This is a genomic window from Solirubrobacter pauli (genome assembly GCF_003633755.1).
Classification (GTDB): Bacteria; Actinomycetota; Thermoleophilia; order Solirubrobacterales; family Solirubrobacteraceae; genus Solirubrobacter; species Solirubrobacter pauli.
Genome location: NZ_RBIL01000001.1, coordinates 139,187 through 153,575, shown reverse-complemented (window position 1 = coordinate 153,575; position 14,389 = coordinate 139,187). Strand labels below are relative to the sequence as shown.

The following is a 14,389-nucleotide window of genomic DNA, read 5'->3' as shown; positions in this document are numbered from 1 at the left end:
GGTCGATAGCAAGGATGCATACCTTGGCAAAAATGCATCACGGTGTACTCTTGCCTCGCAGCGCACTCCCCACCTGAAGGAACCTCCCCATGGCTCGACTGCTCCAACGACTCGGATATCTCGCGGTGCGACGGCGGCGGCTCGTGCTCGCCACGTGGCTGATCGGCCTGGTGGCGCTGGGCGGCCTCGCGGGCGCGTTCAAGGGCACGTTCAGCGACGCGTTCGAGGTCCCGGGCACGGAGTCCCAGCGGGCGATGGAGCTGATCGAGCGCGCCGTCCCGCAGGCCAGCGCCGACGGCGCCATCGGTCGGGTCGTGTTCGCCGCCAAGGAGGGGGAGCGGGTCGACGAGGCCAAGGTCGGCGCCGCCGTCAAGCAGCTCGGCACGGTCCCGGACGTCGCCTCGGCGACACCGCCGGTCGTCTCCAAGGACGGTCGCATCGCCTACACGGACCTGCAGTTCGCGGTCGACGAGATGGAGGTCGGCGCGGCGCAGACCGACGCGATCGAGCGGGCCGCGCACGGCGCCGCGCCGCAGGTGGAGTTCGCGGGGGCGGCCGCGGCGACCGAGAGCGAGCCGCCGATCGGGGAGGCGCTCGGCGTGCTCGTCGCCGTGGTCGTGCTCGCGATCACGTTCGGCTCGCTGCTCGCCGCCGGCCTGCCACTGCTCACCGCGCTGATCGGCGTCGGCTTCGGCATGCTCGGCATCCAGCTCGCGAGCGGCTTCACCGACCTGACGTCGACCTCGCTCACGCTCGCCGCGATGCTCGGCCTCGCCGTCGGCATCGACTACGCGCTCTTCATCCTGAGCCGTCACCGCACCCAGGTGCGCGACGGCATGGGCATCGCCGACTCGATCGCGCTCGCGGTCGGCACCGCCGGCAGCGCTGTCGTGTTCGCCGGTAGCACGGTGATGATCGCGCTCGTCGCGCTCGTCATGACCGGCACGCCGTTCCTCGCGCAGATGGGCATCGCCGCCGCCGGCGCGATCGCGGTCGCCGTGCTCGCCAGCCTCACGTTCGTGCCCGCGCTGCTCGCGGTCGGCGGCGCGCGGCTCGTCCGTGGCAAGACGTTCAGCGCCGACGTCACGCGCGAGGCGAAGCCGACCCTCGGTGCCCGCTGGGTCGGCGTCGTCATGCGGCGTCCGGTCGTGGCCGCCGGTCTCGTCGTCGTCGCGCTCGGCGCGCTGGCCATCCCGGCGCTGGATGTCCGTCTCGGCCTCCCGAACGGCGGCTCCGCCAACCCGGACACGACCGAGCGCAAGGCCTACGACCTCGTCTCCGAGGGCTTCGGCGTCGGCGTCAACGGCCAGCTCACCGTCGTCGCCCAGGGCGGCGATCCGCGGGCGACGGCCACCGCGATCGCGAAGCTGCCGGACGTCGCCGTGGTCTCTCCGCCGCAGGTGATCCCCGGCCAGGACCTCGCGCTGATCTCGGTCACGCCGTCCAGCGGCCCGTCGTCGGAGCCGACCGAGGACCTCGTCAACGCCATCCGCGACGCGCGCTTCGCCGGCGACGTGCTCGTGACGGGTGAGACCGCGGCGGCCATCGACGTCTCGCAGAAGATGGCCGACAGCCTGATCCCGTACCTGGCGGTCGTGGTCGGCCTCGCGTTGCTGCTGCTGATGATCGCCTTCCGCTCGATCCTCGTCCCGCTGACGGCGATCGGCGGCTTCCTGCTGACGATCGTCGCCTCCTTCGGCGCGGTCGTGCTCGTGTTCCAGGAGGGCGTCGGCGCGGACCTGATCGGCGTGGGGCAGACCGGTCCGCTCGTGAGCCTGCTGCCGGTCCTGATCATCGGCGTGATCTTCGGCCTCGCGATGGACTACCAGGTGTTCCTCGTCTCCAAGATGCACGAGGAGTTCGCGCACGGCGCGACCGCGCGCGACGCCGTCCGTGACGGCTTCCGCGGCTCCGCCCGCGTCGTGACCGCGGCAGCGCTGATCATGATCAGCGTGTTCGCGGGCTTCATCCTGCCGGACGACCCGATCATCAAGTCGATCGGCTTCGCGTTCGCGGTCGGCATCCTGATCGACGCGTTCCTGATCCGGATGACGCTCATCCCCGCGCTGATGACCCTGCTCGGTGCCCGCGCCTGGTGGTTGCCGCGCTGGCTGGACCGGATCATCCCCAACCTGGACATCGAGGGCACCGCGATCGAGCGCGCGCCCAAGCCGGCCCAGCCGCGCGTGGCGGAGGGCGGCTCGCCGATCACGGCCTTGTAGGCCTTCGAGAAGGAGGCGTGCGACGCGTAGCCGTGGTCTCGAGCCACCACGGTCACGCGGGCGCCGGGCCGCCACAGCGCCGCGGCGGCCCGGCGCAGGCGCCAGCGCTGCTCGTACTCGGCGGGTGCCGAGCCCACCAGGCGCTTGAAGCGGGTCGCGAAGGCGGAGCGCGACATGTGCACGGCCTCGACGAGCTCGGGGACGCGCCACGGACGGCTCGGATCCTCGTGGATCAGCTTGAGCGCGGCGCCGATCTGGGGGTCGGCCAGCGCGCTCAACCACCCCGGGCCGCTGGGCGCGGCGGCGCGCAGCATCTGCACGAACAGCACCTGGACCAGGTGCTGCCGGGTGAGGTCGGCGCCGGGGCGTGAGGTGTCCGTCTCACGCGCGAGCAGCGCGAGCGTCGCCGCGCAGTCGAGGTCGTCGTGCACGCGCACGAACGGCGGAAGCGGGCGACGCCGTCCTCGGCCGGGACGCCGGGGTGCGAGGCGAGCGTGTACGGCGTGCCGGAGCTGATCAGGCAGCAGTCGCCGGCGCGCAGCTCGTGCCCCCGGACCCAGCACGGTCGCGCTGGCCGCTCGCGGCGTGCACGCGCACAGCCTCCACCCGGGCAGCATCTGGACGCCGCTCTCGCGCCATCTGGGCGACGACGACCTGCGCGCGATGGGCTTGTTGACCGAGGCCGGCGAGCGCGTCACCGCAGGGCTCAAGACCGTGCCGCAGGGAGCGGCGACGATCGTCTTCGCCGCGCTCGACGACCGTCCGGCGTCCGGCACCTACGTCGAGGACTGCGACGTCGCGCCGCTGATCGAGGCCGACGGGCACGTCGACCACGGCGTGCGCCGGTGGGCGGTGGACCCGGAGCTCGCCGAGCGCCTGTGGGTGCTCAGCGAGCAGATGGTCGCTTGAGCGCTCACGTTGCCGGGGTGGCCGGCGTTGTGGGGGCATGCAGACCATTGCGCTGATCACCGGGGCCAACCGCGGGTTGGGATTCGAGACCGCGCGGCAGCTGGCGGACGCCGGCGTGACCGTCATCGTGGGCGCGCGCGACGCCACGCGCGGCGCGGAGGCCGCCGCACGGGTGGGCGGGGAGAGCGTCGTGCTCGACGTGGAGGACGCGGTGAGCGTGGCCGCCGCGGCTGCGCGGGTGCAGGAGCGGCACGGGCGGCTCGACCTGCTCGTCAACAACGCCGGCATCCTGCCCGAGACGCCCGGCATGCTCGACGCGGACGGCGTGGCGGCGACGCTCGACACGAACGTGGTCGGCGTCGTGCGCGTGACGGAGGCGTTCCTGCCGCTGCTGCGCCGGTCCGATGCGGCGCGGGTGGTGAACGTGTCGAGCACGATGGGGTCGCTGAGCGACCAGGCCGACCCCGCGTCGCCCTACTTCGGGCTCGTCGTGCCGGGCTACCAGGCGTCGAAGGCGGCGCTCAACTCGCTGACGATCGGTCTGGCGAAGCTGCTCGCGCCGATCAAGGTCAACGCCGTCTGCCCGGGGTGGGTGCAGACGGACCTGGCGCCGGGCAACCGCGAGCAGGCACCGCTGACCGCGGCGGAGGCGGCGCGTGTGGTCGTGCGCTACGCGCTGCTCGACGCGGACGGACCCACGGGCGGCTTCTTCGGCGCCGAACGCGCCGTGGCCTGGTAGTCGAGCGCGGCCAGCCCGGCCGCCCAGGCGGCGTCGAGGTCCGCCGACTCCGGGAACCGGCCGGCGAGCTCGAGCGTGACCATCCCGTGCGCGAACGCCCACGTGGCGCGCGCGAGGTCGCGGTCCTCGATCCGGGCGGTGAGGGGCGCGGCGCCGCGCTCCTCGGTGCCGGGGGGAAGCTCCTCGCGGGGCAGTGGGCGGTCGGTCATCAGGCGGTAGAGGTGCGGGTGGGCGAGCGCGAAGGCGCGGTACGCGCGGCCGAGGTCCGCGAGTTGCGGGCCGGCGGCGTCCAGCGCGCGGGCGAACTCCGCGAACCCGTCCGCGATCAACCGCACCTCGATCTCGCGCTTGCCGGCGAAGTGCTTGTACAGCGACGGCGCCTTGATGCCGAGCGCGTCGGCGAGGGCGGCGACGGTCAGGCCGTCGGCGCCCTCGCGGTCCAGCAGCGTCCGCGCGGCGGCGAGGATGTCACGCTGACGCGGGCTGAGGTCAGCGCTGGAAGCCGTCACGGGTGCGCAGACCGTAGCCGAGCGCGCGGTCGATGGCGATGTGCGCGGCCCAGGCGAGGCCCGCGACGAAGAAGCCGAGCGCGACCACGCCCGTGGCCGCGACCACCATCAGCACGACGGGCCCGTAGTAGCTGTGCAGCGCGTTGTAGAACGGCACGCCACGCGGGTTCAGCCGGCCGTCCTTGAGCCCGCTCAACAGCGCGATGTCCGGGCCCAGCATGCCGACGGCGGCCGGCACCCACACCCCGTGCTTGACGGCTTCGAAGATGGTCGCGGCGAGCAGCAGCACGGCGAGCGTGATCTGCAGCGGACGGCGGTTGATGTCGAGTGCGGAAGTCATGACGGTCCTTTCGGCTAATGGCGTTAGCCTAGTATAGGCTAATGGCATTAGCCGCGCAAGGGGGCGCCGGCGTTCCTGAGGCGCTGGAGCGTCTGCTGCGGTTGTGTGGTCGCCTGCGTCCAGGTGACGCGGACGACCCGTTCGCCGTGCGCTTCGAGGCGGGCCTGCTTCGCGGCGTCGTCCTGGCGGGCGAGCTCGTGCTCGTGGAACTGGCGGCCGTCGGCCTCGACGCACAGCTGCAGGTGCGGCCATCGGAAGTCCGGCGTGGTCGGGATGCCGTCCAGCACGAGGGTCTGCTGCGCGATCGGCGGCTCGAACGTCGTCCGGATCAGGTCGTCGACGGTGTCCTCGAGCACCGTCTGCGTGGGGACGAAGCCGAGGGCGAGCGCTTCGTCCAGCGGCTTGGTGTGGCCGAGCAGCTCCTTGACGGTGGCGCGCCTGAGCGTGAGCGCTTCGCGGGCAGCCCGACACAACGGGATGGGCGCGAGCGCCCGTGAGGCGTCGGCCAGTGCGCGGGCCGGCGTCGTGACGGGGATGCCGTCCAGCCGCATGGTCTTGAACGGCCGACGCGTCCGGTGGACCTCGATGCCGTCGACCCTCCGGGTCCCGCGCGTGGTCACCGTGACCTGCGGCGGCGCCGCCGCGTCGAGATCGACGAGGCGCCAGAGGGACGCGGCCGAGTAGTGGCTCAAGACGCCGTTGGTGGCCTTCGTGGCCGCGAGGAACCTCGCTTGCACCGAGAGTGTCGGGGAGCCGACCGCGTAGACACCCGGATGAATGCGGTGCAGCAAGCCACGTCTCCGGCGGCGCGCGATCGCGTCGTCTGACAACCCGCACGCGCGCAGCTCGGCAACGTCGAGGACACCCCATTGGTCGGCGGCTCGGAGCGCCACGCGCTGGTCGGGCGAGTCGTTTGACTCTTGTTTTCCGCGAGTGAGACGACTCACCCACCGAGCATCGAGCCGCCGGGTGAACGGAACAAGACGAGATCGCAACAAATGTGTGCCGAGCTGGCAGTCCGTCCGCGCGCGAGACGAACCCCCAAAGCGGCGCGGGTCAGGCTGCCAGTCCGCGCACCGCTTCCGCGGCGAGCAGCGCGTGGCCGACGCCGAAGACGTTCTCAGGGTCGTACGCGTGCTTGAGCTCGAGCAGCCGGTCGCGGTCCGCCGGCGTGTACGCGTCGTGCGTGCGCGCGGGGTCCTTGCAGAAGTTCAGGAACGTGCCGCCGGTGACGTGGCCGTCGAGCGCGCCGAGGTCGCCGTCGACGGTGACCGAGAACGGCACGCCTCGGTGGCCGGCGGGCGAGCTGCCCCGCGCGATCGCGCCGCCCCAGCGCTTGACCTCGACCGCGTTGGCGTGCTCGGCGACGGCGAGCACCGCGTCGACCGGCACGTCCCGGAGCAGCTCGAAGCGCCGCGGCGCGGTGCCGCCGATGGTGAACGTGTCCGCGTAGGGCATCGTGCGGAAGTCGTCCGTGAGCGGCTCGTCGAGGAACAGCGGGGCGAGCGCTCGCCAGGCATCGTCGGCGCCGCCCACGAACACGCCGCGCACCGCGACCGCGTCGCGCTCGGTCACGACCGAGACGTTGAGCGCGTCCGGCTGGACGTACTCGGCCAAGCGCTGCAGCAGGTGGGGCGCGAGCCCGCGGTCGAAGCGTGCGACGCCGCCGAACAGCTCCCGCACGGGGTGCAACCGGATCTCCAGCGACGTGGCGACGCCGAAGTTCCCGCCCGCGCCGCGCAGCGCCCAGAACAGGCCGCTGCGACGGTCCGCGCGCGCGGTGATCAGCTCACCGTCGGCGCCGACGACGTCCGCGCGCAGCAGGTTGTCGGCGGCGAGCCCGTGGCGGCGCGCGAGGAAGCCGTGCCCACCGCCGAGCGTGAAGCCGGTCAGGCCGACGGTGCCGTCGGTCCCCGTGACCGGCGCGAGCCCGAACGGCGCGGCCGCGGCGACCACGTCGGCGGCGGTCGCCCCGGGCCCGACGCGCGCGGTTCGCCGCGCTGGGTCCACGAGCACGGAGCGCATGCTCGACGTGTCGATCACCAGCGTGTCGGCGGTTGGCTCGGCGAACGTGCCGTGCCCGGTGGCACGAACAGCGACGCGTTGCCCGCGGGCACGGGCGGTGAGGACGGCGGCGCGGACATCGGCGGGCGTGTGAGCGGCGATCATGTGGCCTAAGACCGCGGCCGCCCACGAAACTCATCGCACGCGCTTCAACACGCCGTCGCGGGTCCAGACGAGCGCGTCGCCCTCCGCGTGCAGGTCGGTGAGCGCACCGCCGGAGTCGAGCGCGACGACGTCGTAGTCGCGGCCGGTCGCGTACAACGTGCCGCCCACGATCCACGCGCCCCGCCCGGCGTCGGTGACCGCGAACGGAGAGCCCGCGATGGGGAAGGTGCCGCGTTGGATGACTGGCGAGCGGTCGGTGACGACGTCGGCCAGCATGAGCGTCGAGACGTCCCAGCCGCGACCGTCGCCCGCGTCCTGCCTGAACACGGCCCAGGTGCGGTCGAGCCCGATCAGCGTGAGGTCGCTCGCGACGCCGATGTTCGAGTCGTTCTCGATCAGCACCCGGTCACGCCCCGTGGCGAGGTCGCACCCGCGGACGACCGACACCTCGCTGTGGTTCGGCCGGTAGATGGCCCGCGTGAGCAGGACACGGTCGTTGCGCGCGTACGGCGTGAAGCGTGACCGGCTCCGGCAGTCGATCGGGTGCAGGTCGAAGAAGTCGTAGCTGGTGTCGCCCGACAGCCAGCGCAGCGTGCGTCCATCCTCGAGCGCGAGCGGTCGGCCCGTGTAGATGTCGAGGCGCCGCAAGCGCCTGCCGGGCTGCTTGACCGCCACCACGCCCTTCGGGTCGTCGTAGCTGCCGGCCGTCCACGCCAGGTCGCCCGCACGCGTGAGCAGCACGTCGAGCTGCGCGGACACGTGCGCGCGCTGGCGCTGGACGGTGAAGCGCCGCAGGACGCGGACCGCGCGGCCCACGCTCGCGAGCGTCACCTCGGAGGTCCGCAAGCCGCCGCGGTGGCGCTCGGTGATCCAGGCCACCCGGTGCCCCGCCGCGCCGGCCGCCCCGACGCGTACGCCGGACGACCGTCGCCGGCCTTCCCGGAACCTCCCGCGGGCGAGCTCGACCGTGTGCCCGTGCACGCACACCCGCAGCACGGTGCGCTGCGTGCGCTCGTCGACCTTGAAGCGGTGGATCGGCACCTTCGTCGCCGACGGCGCCGGCAGTGCCGTGCACGCGGCGGCGCTCGACGGGAACAGCGCCAGCAGCGCACCGGCGACCAGCAGCGCGCGCACGTCAGCCGCCGACCATGAACCGGCGCGGCACGCCGTCGCGCGTCCACGTGAACGCGTCGCCGTCCGCGTGCAGGTCGGCGATGGCGCCCTCGTCGAGCCGGACGAACCGGTCGCGGGCGACGAGCGCCCAGAGCACGTTGTCGCGCGCGTAGGCGAGCACACCGCGTCGGGTGACCGCGATCGGGGCGCCGTTGAGCGGGATCGGGTAATGCGGGCGGTTCTCGCCGTCGTAGGTCAGGCCGGTCAGCGAGCGGCCGGTGCGCGCGTTGACGACGGTCAGCGTCGCCGGGCCCGGACCGTCCTTCCAGTTCTCCGCCTGGTGGAACACGGCCCACTCGCCGAGCAGGTCGAGGAACAGCAGGCTGCTGCTGCCAAGGCTGGAGTAGTTCTGCAGGATCACGCGGTCGCGGCCCGTCGCCGGGTCGCACCCGCGCACGACGCTGCTCTCGAAGTAGTGCGCGTGGGTGACGATCGCGCGGTCGTTGCGAGCCCACGTCGCGTAGCGCGACCGCCGGCGGCAGTCGATCGGGCGCAGGTCGGAGAACGCGTAGAGGAAGTCGCCGTCGTCCCAGCGCAGCGTGCGCCCGTCCTCCAGCGCGAGCCGGCCGCCCTCCGAGCGGGCGAGCCTGCGGGTACGCCGGCCGGGCTGCTTGACCGCGACGACGCCGCCCGGGCCTGAGTAGGTGCCCGCCGACCATGCGAGGTCGCCCGCACGGGTCAGCAGGACATCGGTCTGCAACCCGGCCCGGGTCCGCGTGCGGTAGGCCGTGAACCGTCGCAGCACGCGCACCTCGCGCCCGACGGCGGCCAACGTCACGACCGCCGCGCGCGTCCGGCCGCGCGCGTGCTCCTCGATCCACGCGACCCGGTTCCCGGCCGCGCTCGCCGCGCCGACCCGCACGCCGCCCCGCTCCTCGTCGAAGGACCCGCGCGCGAGCTCCACGCGCCGCCCGCCCACGCACACGCGCAGCGCCGTGCGCTTCGCGTGCTCGTCGACCTTCACGACGCTGACCGGCACGTATTTCGCCGACGGCGCGGGCAAGGCCGCGCAGCCGTGGGCGAGCACGGCCGTCGAGATCACCACCGCAAGGCTCATGCCGACCGAAACGGGCACCCCGAGCGGAAGTTGCCCCTTAAAGAGGGGTGGCCGCCGCGCTGGTCAGGCGCGACGGCCGAGAGGAGAAGGCCAGGCGGGTGTCGGGAGGAGAGAGGGAACTGCCCGGGGCCTATCTGCGTTCGAGGTGGTCAGCCTCTGTGGGACACATACTGCGCGAAGGTCCTACTCGTCACACTCGCCCGCAGGGGTGAACGTCTTCACCCCTCGGCGGGCCGGTCGACAAGTGGTCGAGGCGGGATACCTGCTACGAAGGACGGCCTATGGCACGCATCCTGAACAGCTTGCCGAAGGGCGAGCGCATCGGCCTGGCGTTCTCCGGAGGCCTGGACACGTCGGTGGCCGTCGCTTGGACGCGCGAACACGGGGCCATCCCCTGCTGTTACACGGCGGACCTGGGCCAGTACGACGAGCCCAACCTCGCCGACGTGCCGGACCGCGCGCTCGAGTACGGCGCCGAGATCGCGCGGCTCGTCGACTGCAAGGAGCTGCTCGTCCACGAGGGGCTCGTCGCGCTCCAGTGCGGGGCGTTCCACATCACGACCGCGGGCCGGACGTACTTCAACACGACGCCGCTCGGCCGCGCGGTGACGGGCACGTTGCTCGTGCACGCGATGGCCGCCGACGACGTGAACATCTGGGGCGACGGGTCGACCTACAAGGGCAACGACATCGAGCGCTTCTACCGCTACGGCCTGCTCGCCAACAAGGACCTGCGGATCTACAAGCCGTGGCTCGACCAGGACTTCGTCAACGGGCTCGGCGGGCGCTTCGAGATGAGCGAGTGGCTCAAGGAGCGCGGCCTCCCGTACCGCGACTCGACCGAGAAGGCCTACAGCACCGACGCGAACATCTGGGGCGCCACCCACGAGGCCAAGCTGCTCGAGTCGCTGGACACGGGCATGGACATCGTCGAGCCGATCATGGGCGTCGCGCACTACAAGCGCGGCGTGGAGATCCCCGAGGAGGAGATCTCGATCCGCTTCAAGGACGGCTGGCCCGAGGCGATCAACGACGAGACGTTCGAGTCGCAGGTCGAGCTCGTCCAGAAGGCGAACGAGATCGGCGGTCGCCACGGCCTCGGCATGAGCGACCAGATCGAGAACCGCATCATCGAGGCCAAGTCGCGCGGCATCTACGAGTCGCCGGGCATCGCGCTGCTCCACATCGCCTACGAGCGGCTGGTCACCGCCATCCACAACGAGGCGACGATCGACAACTACCGCACGATGGGCCGCAAGCTCGGCCGGCTGCTCTACGAGGGCCGCTGGTTCGACCCGCAGTCGCTGACGCTGCGCGACCCGCTGCAGCGCTTCGTGGCCAGCGCGGTCACCGGCGAGGTCGTCGTCCGGCTCCGGCGCGGCGAGGACTACACGCTCGTCTCGACCAGCGGTCCGAACCTCACGTACGAGCCCGAGCGCCTGTCGATGGAGCGCAACGAGGACCAGGCCTTCGGCCCGCTGGACCGCATCGGCCAGCTCACGATGCGCGACCTGGACATCGCCGACTCGCGTGACCGCCTCGCGGGCTACAGCCACATGCAGCTGCTGCCGCACGTCGAGGAGATCATCGGCCACGCCGTCGAAGGTGCGCAGGAGCCCAAGCACCTCACCGACTGAACCGCCGCGCGCCCCCTGCGCGACAGGGGGGATGTGAGGACGACGATCACGGATGACGAGACGCTGCTGCGGGCGGTCGCCGAGGGCGACCGCGCGGCGCTGCGGGCCCTCTATGAGCGGCATGCGCCGTGGCTGACGTTGCGCCTGCAGCGGCGGTGTCCCGACCTGGACCTGGTGGACGACGCCGTGCAGGACACGTTCGTCGCCGTCTGGCGGTCGGCAAAGCGCTACGAGGGCGGCGGCGCCGTCGGGGCGTGGATCTGGGGGATCGGCGTGCGGCGGCTGATCGACGCCATCCGCCGCCGTCCCCCGCGCGAGTTCGCCGCCCATGAGCGGTTCGCCGACGAGCCGTCCGCGGAGGAGCAGGTGCTGCTCGACGTGGCGCACGGCCACCTCGGCGGCGCGCTCAACCGGCTGTCGCCGGAGCTGCAGGCGGTCGTCCAGGCGACCGTGCTGGACGGGCTGACCACGCGGGAGGCCGGACAGCTGCTCGGCATCCCGGCGGGGACGGTCAAGACGCGCATGATGCGGGCGCGCACCCAACTACGAGAGGAACTGGCATGAGCACCTCGGAGTGGCATGTCGACCCGGGGCTGCTCGCGGCGTACGCGCGCGGCGCCGTCGACGACGCCGACGCCTTCTCGGTCGAGGCGCACGTGGTCGCCTGCGCGTCGTGCCAGACGTTGGCGGGCACCGTGCTCTCGGCCGATCGCCTGCAGGCCACCTGGCTCGACGTCGTCGACACGCTCGACGCCCCCACGCCGGGCCTGGTGGAGCGCGTGCTGAGCACGCTCGGCGTCGCGCCGCACGTGGCGCGCCTGCTCGCGGCCACGACGTCGCTGACCGCGTCCTGGCTCGGTGCGATCACCGTCGCTCTGGCGGTCGCGGTGCTCGGCGCCTACCAGGGCGAGCGCGGGCTGGCGCTGTTCCTGTGCGTGGCCGCGCTCGCACCCGTGGCGGGCGTCGCGGCGACGTTCACACGTGGGATCGACCCCACGCACGAGCTGGGGGTGGCGGCGCCGATGTCCGGCATGCGCCTCCTGCTGCTGCGGACGGTCGCGGTGGTGGGAGCGACGCTGGTGTTGACCGTCGCGGGTGCCCTGGCCCTGCCCGAGTTGAGCTGGACCGCGGCCGCGTGGCTGCTGCCGGCGCTCGGGCTCACGTTGACGAGCCTGGCACTCGCCACCTACCTGCCGCACACGACGGCGTTCGCGGTCGTGGCCGGCGTCTGGCTGGCGGCGACGATCGCGAGCGCGGTCCGGCCCGGTGACGCGCTGGCCGCGTTCGACGGCGGCGCCCAGCTCGTGTTCGGCGCGCTGATCGCGGTCGGCGGTGCGGTGCTCGTCCGCCGCCGCGAGGCGCTCGACGGCTGGAGCGCACGATGACGTACGTGCGCGGGGTGACGAAGCGGCTGGGCTCCACGCAGGCCCTGCGCGGGGTGGACCTGGAGCTGCGTCCGGGCGTGACCGGGCTGCTCGGGCCCAACGGCGCCGGCAAGACGACGCTGATGCGGATCCTGGCGACCGTGCTGGCGGCCGACGAGGGCACCGTCGACCTGCTCGGACGCGACCCCCGGGACCCGCGCGAGCGGACCGAGATCCGCCGGCAGCTCGGCTATATGCCGCAGGAGCCCGGCTTCCACGCGCGCTTCACGGCGTTCGAGTTCCTCGACTACGTCGCGATCCTCAAGGAGCACACGGACCGGCGCGCCCGCCACGACGAAGTGCGACGCGTGCTGGCCCGCGTCGGGCTGGCGGAGGTCGGCGCGAAGAAGACGCGCGCCCTGTCCGGCGGCATGCGGCGGCGGCTCGCGCTGGCGCAGGCGCTGCTCGGCGATCCGCGGTTGCTGATCCTCGACGAGCCGACCGCCGGCCTGGACCCGGAGCAGCGGCTGCGGTTCCGCGAGCTCGTGTCAGAGCTGGCGGAGGACCGCGCGATCCTGGTCTCCACGCACCAGACCGAGGACGTCGCGGCGCTGTGCCCGCGCGTAGTAGTGCTCGCCGAGGGCCGCGTGCTGGAGAGCGGCACGCCGGAGACGCTCGTCAGTCACGCGCAGGGTCGCGTGTGGGCGGCGGCCGAGCGCGACCCGGGCGCCGTGATCGCGTGGCGCGGCGCCGACGGCCGCCAGCGCCAGGTGGGTACCCCGCCCGCGGACGCGCAGCTTGTCGAGCCGACGCTCGAGGACGGCTACCTGCTGCTGTTGGAGGAGCACGCGTGCGCAGCAGCCTGAGCGCGCTCGCGGCCCTCGAGGCGCGCCGCCTGCTCCTGCATCCGTTCGTGCTCGCCGGGCTCGCGCTCAGCGTGTGGATGGCCGTCGCCACCCTCGACAGCCACGGGCAGCTCAAGACCATGCTGCTGATGGGCATGGCGGTGCTGCCGCTCGCGCTCGGCACGTTCGCGGCGTCGCACCTCGCCGCGCTGCGCAGTCGCCGCGCGGGGTCCGAGGAGCTGTTGGACACGCTCCCGCAGGACGCGCGCGTGCGCACCGGCGCGCAGCTGCTCGCGGTGCTCGCGGCGCTGCCGCCGGCCGTCGCGGTGCTGGCCGGCTGCTACCTGCTGTTCGGCGCCGGCGACGGGTTGATCATCGCCTGGGACGGCACGCGTCGCGTCCCGGCCTTCGTCGAGCTCGCGCAGGGTCCGCTGCTCGTGCTCGCGTTGGGCGCGCTGGGCGTCTTCCTTGGCCGGGTCGGCCCGATCGCGCCGATCGCGCTCGTGCTGCCCGTGGTGATCGTGGTCGCCGAGGTGCCGCTTGCCGCCTGGACGCCCGACAGCGTGCTGCGCTGGGCGGTGCCGCTCGCCAACGACATCGTCGCCGTGCCGGACAGCTGGGTCGCGTGCGAGCCGCTGAGCCCGCAGAACTGCGGCATCGTCGACCACTTCGACACCACGGCGCTCGCCTGGCACCTGCTCGCGCTGGCCGGCACGGCGGCGGCCTTCGCGGCCGCGGCGCTGGCGACGCGCTGGACGGTGCGCGCGGGCTACGCCGTCGGCGCGCTCGCGGTGGTCGTCCTGACCACGTGGGCGGCGGTGTGACCCGCCCGGCCGGGACGCGCGTCGCCGCGGGCGGCGACGGCGCGTGGCACGGCGGCCAGGAGCCACCCGGCGGCGACGCGCGGGGCGGCGTGGTTCGCGCCGGGCGCACGCCCGGGACGGTCACGGTCGCGCTGCTGCGGGCCGCGCCACGTGCTGCCGTGCTCGCGCCGGTCGGCGGTGCGGCCGCCGCCGTGGTCGCGCTGACGCAGGTCGACGAGCAGGCGGCGAGGATGGCGCTGCAGGCGTCCACGATCGCGCTCGCCGCGGCCGCGGTCGCTCTGCTCGACGAGCCGCCGTTGCCGGGGGTGCCGGTCGGCAAGGCGCAGCGGCGGGTCCGGCTGCTCGCGGCCGGGCTACCCGCGCTCGGCGCGGCGTGGCTCGGGCTGCTCGCGCTGGTGCCCGGCGAGGACGGGGCGCGGCTCTCGCTGCACTTCGCGGCGGTGCTCGCGCTCGCGCTGGGCGCGGAGTCCGTCGTACCCGTCGCGCTGGCGTTCTGCGCCGCGCGCGTCGGCGCGCCCGAGCTCGCGGACGCCTGGTGGACCGCGGCCGCGTGCGGCGGCCTGCTCGCACTCGCGGCACGCAGCCGCGACTAGTCACTCAA

At 73.4% G+C, this 14,389-nt stretch carries 15 protein-coding genes and 2 pseudogenes; 9 read left to right on the top strand and 8 right to left on the bottom strand.

The window, feature by feature from the left end:
- Positions 1-89 precede the first annotated feature (89 nt).
- A complete protein-coding gene (locus tag C8N24_RS34540) occupies positions 90-2,222 on the top strand; it encodes an MMPL family transporter (RefSeq protein WP_121246830.1) in 2,133 nt (710 codons plus the stop codon).
- A gap of 20 nt (positions 2,223-2,242) precedes the next feature.
- Here the strand turns inward: C8N24_RS34540 and C8N24_RS35675 are convergent.
- A pseudogene (locus C8N24_RS35675) lies at positions 2,243-2,839 on the bottom strand (helix-turn-helix transcriptional regulator); the annotation flags it as partial.
- On the opposite strand from C8N24_RS35675, the gene C8N24_RS00715 reads away from it, so the two are divergent.
- Together C8N24_RS00715 and C8N24_RS00710 are read left to right on the top strand one after the other, a co-directional pair.
- Positions 2,808-3,131, top strand: coding sequence for an SDR family NAD(P)-dependent oxidoreductase (locus tag C8N24_RS00715; RefSeq protein ID WP_121246826.1), 324 nt, complete (start codon positions 2,808-2,810; stop codon positions 3,129-3,131). The pseudogene C8N24_RS35675 and the gene C8N24_RS00715 sit on opposite strands and share 32 nt — an antisense overlap.
- 37 nt (positions 3,132-3,168) lie before the next feature.
- On the top strand, positions 3,169-3,870 hold the full coding sequence (locus tag C8N24_RS00710) for an SDR family NAD(P)-dependent oxidoreductase (protein WP_121246824.1): 702 nt from the start codon (positions 3,169-3,171) through the stop codon (positions 3,868-3,870).
- Here the strand turns inward: C8N24_RS00710 and C8N24_RS00705 are convergent.
- The 7 genes and pseudogenes from C8N24_RS00705 to C8N24_RS00680 form a co-directional block, all read right to left on the bottom strand.
- Positions 3,801-4,379: a TetR/AcrR family transcriptional regulator gene (locus C8N24_RS00705; RefSeq protein ID WP_121246822.1), complete on the bottom strand. Its 579-nt coding sequence runs from the start codon at positions 4,377-4,379 to the stop codon at positions 3,801-3,803. The genes C8N24_RS00710 and C8N24_RS00705 overlap by 70 nt on opposite strands.
- Positions 4,360-4,719 (bottom strand): DUF4260 family protein, encoded by a 360-nt coding sequence (locus C8N24_RS00700; RefSeq protein ID WP_121246820.1) that lies wholly within the window; start codon positions 4,717-4,719, stop codon positions 4,360-4,362. Before C8N24_RS00700 ends, C8N24_RS00705 begins: the two co-directional genes overlap by 20 nt.
- A 47-nt stretch (positions 4,720-4,766) precedes the next feature.
- Positions 4,767-5,456 (bottom strand): DUF559 domain-containing protein, encoded by a 690-nt coding sequence (locus C8N24_RS00695; protein WP_245971730.1) that lies wholly within the window; start codon positions 5,454-5,456, stop codon positions 4,767-4,769.
- Between the two features lie 30 nt (positions 5,457-5,486).
- Positions 5,487-5,612, bottom strand: a pseudogene (locus C8N24_RS35670) (type IV toxin-antitoxin system AbiEi family antitoxin domain-containing protein); the annotation flags it as partial.
- Between the two features lie 163 nt (positions 5,613-5,775).
- Positions 5,776-6,888, bottom strand: coding sequence for an FAD-binding oxidoreductase (locus C8N24_RS00690; RefSeq protein WP_121246816.1), 1,113 nt, complete (start codon positions 6,886-6,888; stop codon positions 5,776-5,778).
- A 30-nt stretch (positions 6,889-6,918) separates the two neighbouring features.
- Complete coding sequence (locus C8N24_RS00685) at positions 6,919-8,022, bottom strand: hypothetical protein (RefSeq protein ID WP_121246814.1); 1,104 nt, start codon at positions 8,020-8,022, stop codon at positions 6,919-6,921.
- 1 nt (position 8,023) lies between these two features.
- Positions 8,024-9,118 (bottom strand): hypothetical protein, encoded by a 1,095-nt coding sequence (locus tag C8N24_RS00680; protein WP_147447527.1) that lies wholly within the window; start codon positions 9,116-9,118, stop codon positions 8,024-8,026.
- A 281-nt stretch (positions 9,119-9,399) separates the two neighbouring features.
- On the opposite strand from C8N24_RS00680, the gene argG reads away from it, so the two are divergent.
- Genes argG through C8N24_RS00650 form a run of 6 tightly spaced genes read left to right on the top strand, consistent with a single transcriptional unit; the run spans position 9,400 to position 14,381 of the window.
- Positions 9,400-10,755, top strand: coding sequence for an argininosuccinate synthase (gene argG, locus C8N24_RS00675; RefSeq protein ID WP_121246810.1), 1,356 nt, complete (start codon positions 9,400-9,402; stop codon positions 10,753-10,755).
- Between the two features lie 33 nt (positions 10,756-10,788).
- Positions 10,789-11,319 (top strand): RNA polymerase sigma factor, encoded by a 531-nt coding sequence (locus C8N24_RS00670; protein WP_121246809.1) that lies wholly within the window; start codon positions 10,789-10,791, stop codon positions 11,317-11,319.
- Positions 11,316-12,140 carry a zf-HC2 domain-containing protein gene (locus C8N24_RS00665; protein ID WP_121246807.1) on the top strand — a complete coding sequence of 275 codons (825 nt, stop codon included), beginning with the start codon at positions 11,316-11,318 and terminating at the stop codon, positions 12,138-12,140. The genes C8N24_RS00670 and C8N24_RS00665 overlap by 4 nt, the downstream gene beginning before the upstream one ends.
- Positions 12,137-12,985 (top strand): ABC transporter ATP-binding protein, encoded by an 849-nt coding sequence (locus C8N24_RS00660; RefSeq protein ID WP_121246805.1) that lies wholly within the window; start codon positions 12,137-12,139, stop codon positions 12,983-12,985. Before C8N24_RS00665 ends, C8N24_RS00660 begins: the two co-directional genes overlap by 4 nt.
- The gene (locus C8N24_RS00655) at positions 12,970-13,788 is read left to right on the top strand and encodes a hypothetical protein (RefSeq protein WP_121246803.1); all 819 of its coding nucleotides are present in this window, start codon (positions 12,970-12,972) and stop codon (positions 13,786-13,788) included. Before C8N24_RS00660 ends, C8N24_RS00655 begins: the two co-directional genes overlap by 16 nt.
- Entirely contained in the window at positions 13,785-14,381 is a 597-nt protein-coding gene (locus tag C8N24_RS00650; protein WP_147447526.1) for a hypothetical protein, read from the top strand. The genes C8N24_RS00655 and C8N24_RS00650 overlap by 4 nt, the downstream gene beginning before the upstream one ends.
- Positions 14,382-14,389 lie beyond the last annotated feature (8 nt).

Bases quoted from the DNA above. Each gene is read 5' to 3' on its own strand.
- C8N24_RS34540 (WP_121246830.1), top strand. From the start codon at position 90: ATGGCTCGACTGCTCCAACGACTCGGATATCTCGCGGTGCGACGGCGG.
- C8N24_RS00710 (WP_121246824.1), top strand. From the start codon at position 3,169: ATGCAGACCATTGCGCTGATCACCGGGGCCAACCGCGGGTTGGGATTC.
- C8N24_RS00700 (WP_121246820.1), bottom strand. From the start codon at position 4,719: ATGACTTCCGCACTCGACATCAACCGCCGTCCGCTGCAGATCACGCTC.
- C8N24_RS00690 (WP_121246816.1), bottom strand. From the start codon at position 6,888: ATGATCGCCGCTCACACGCCCGCCGATGTCCGCGCCGCCGTCCTCACC.
- C8N24_RS00680 (WP_147447527.1), bottom strand. From the start codon at position 9,118: ATGAGCCTTGCGGTGGTGATCTCGACGGCCGTGCTCGCCCACGGCTGC.
- argG (WP_121246810.1), top strand. From the start codon at position 9,400: ATGGCACGCATCCTGAACAGCTTGCCGAAGGGCGAGCGCATCGGCCTG.
- C8N24_RS00665 (WP_121246807.1), top strand. From the start codon at position 11,316: ATGAGCACCTCGGAGTGGCATGTCGACCCGGGGCTGCTCGCGGCGTAC.
- C8N24_RS00660 (WP_121246805.1), top strand. From the start codon at position 12,137: ATGACGTACGTGCGCGGGGTGACGAAGCGGCTGGGCTCCACGCAGGCC.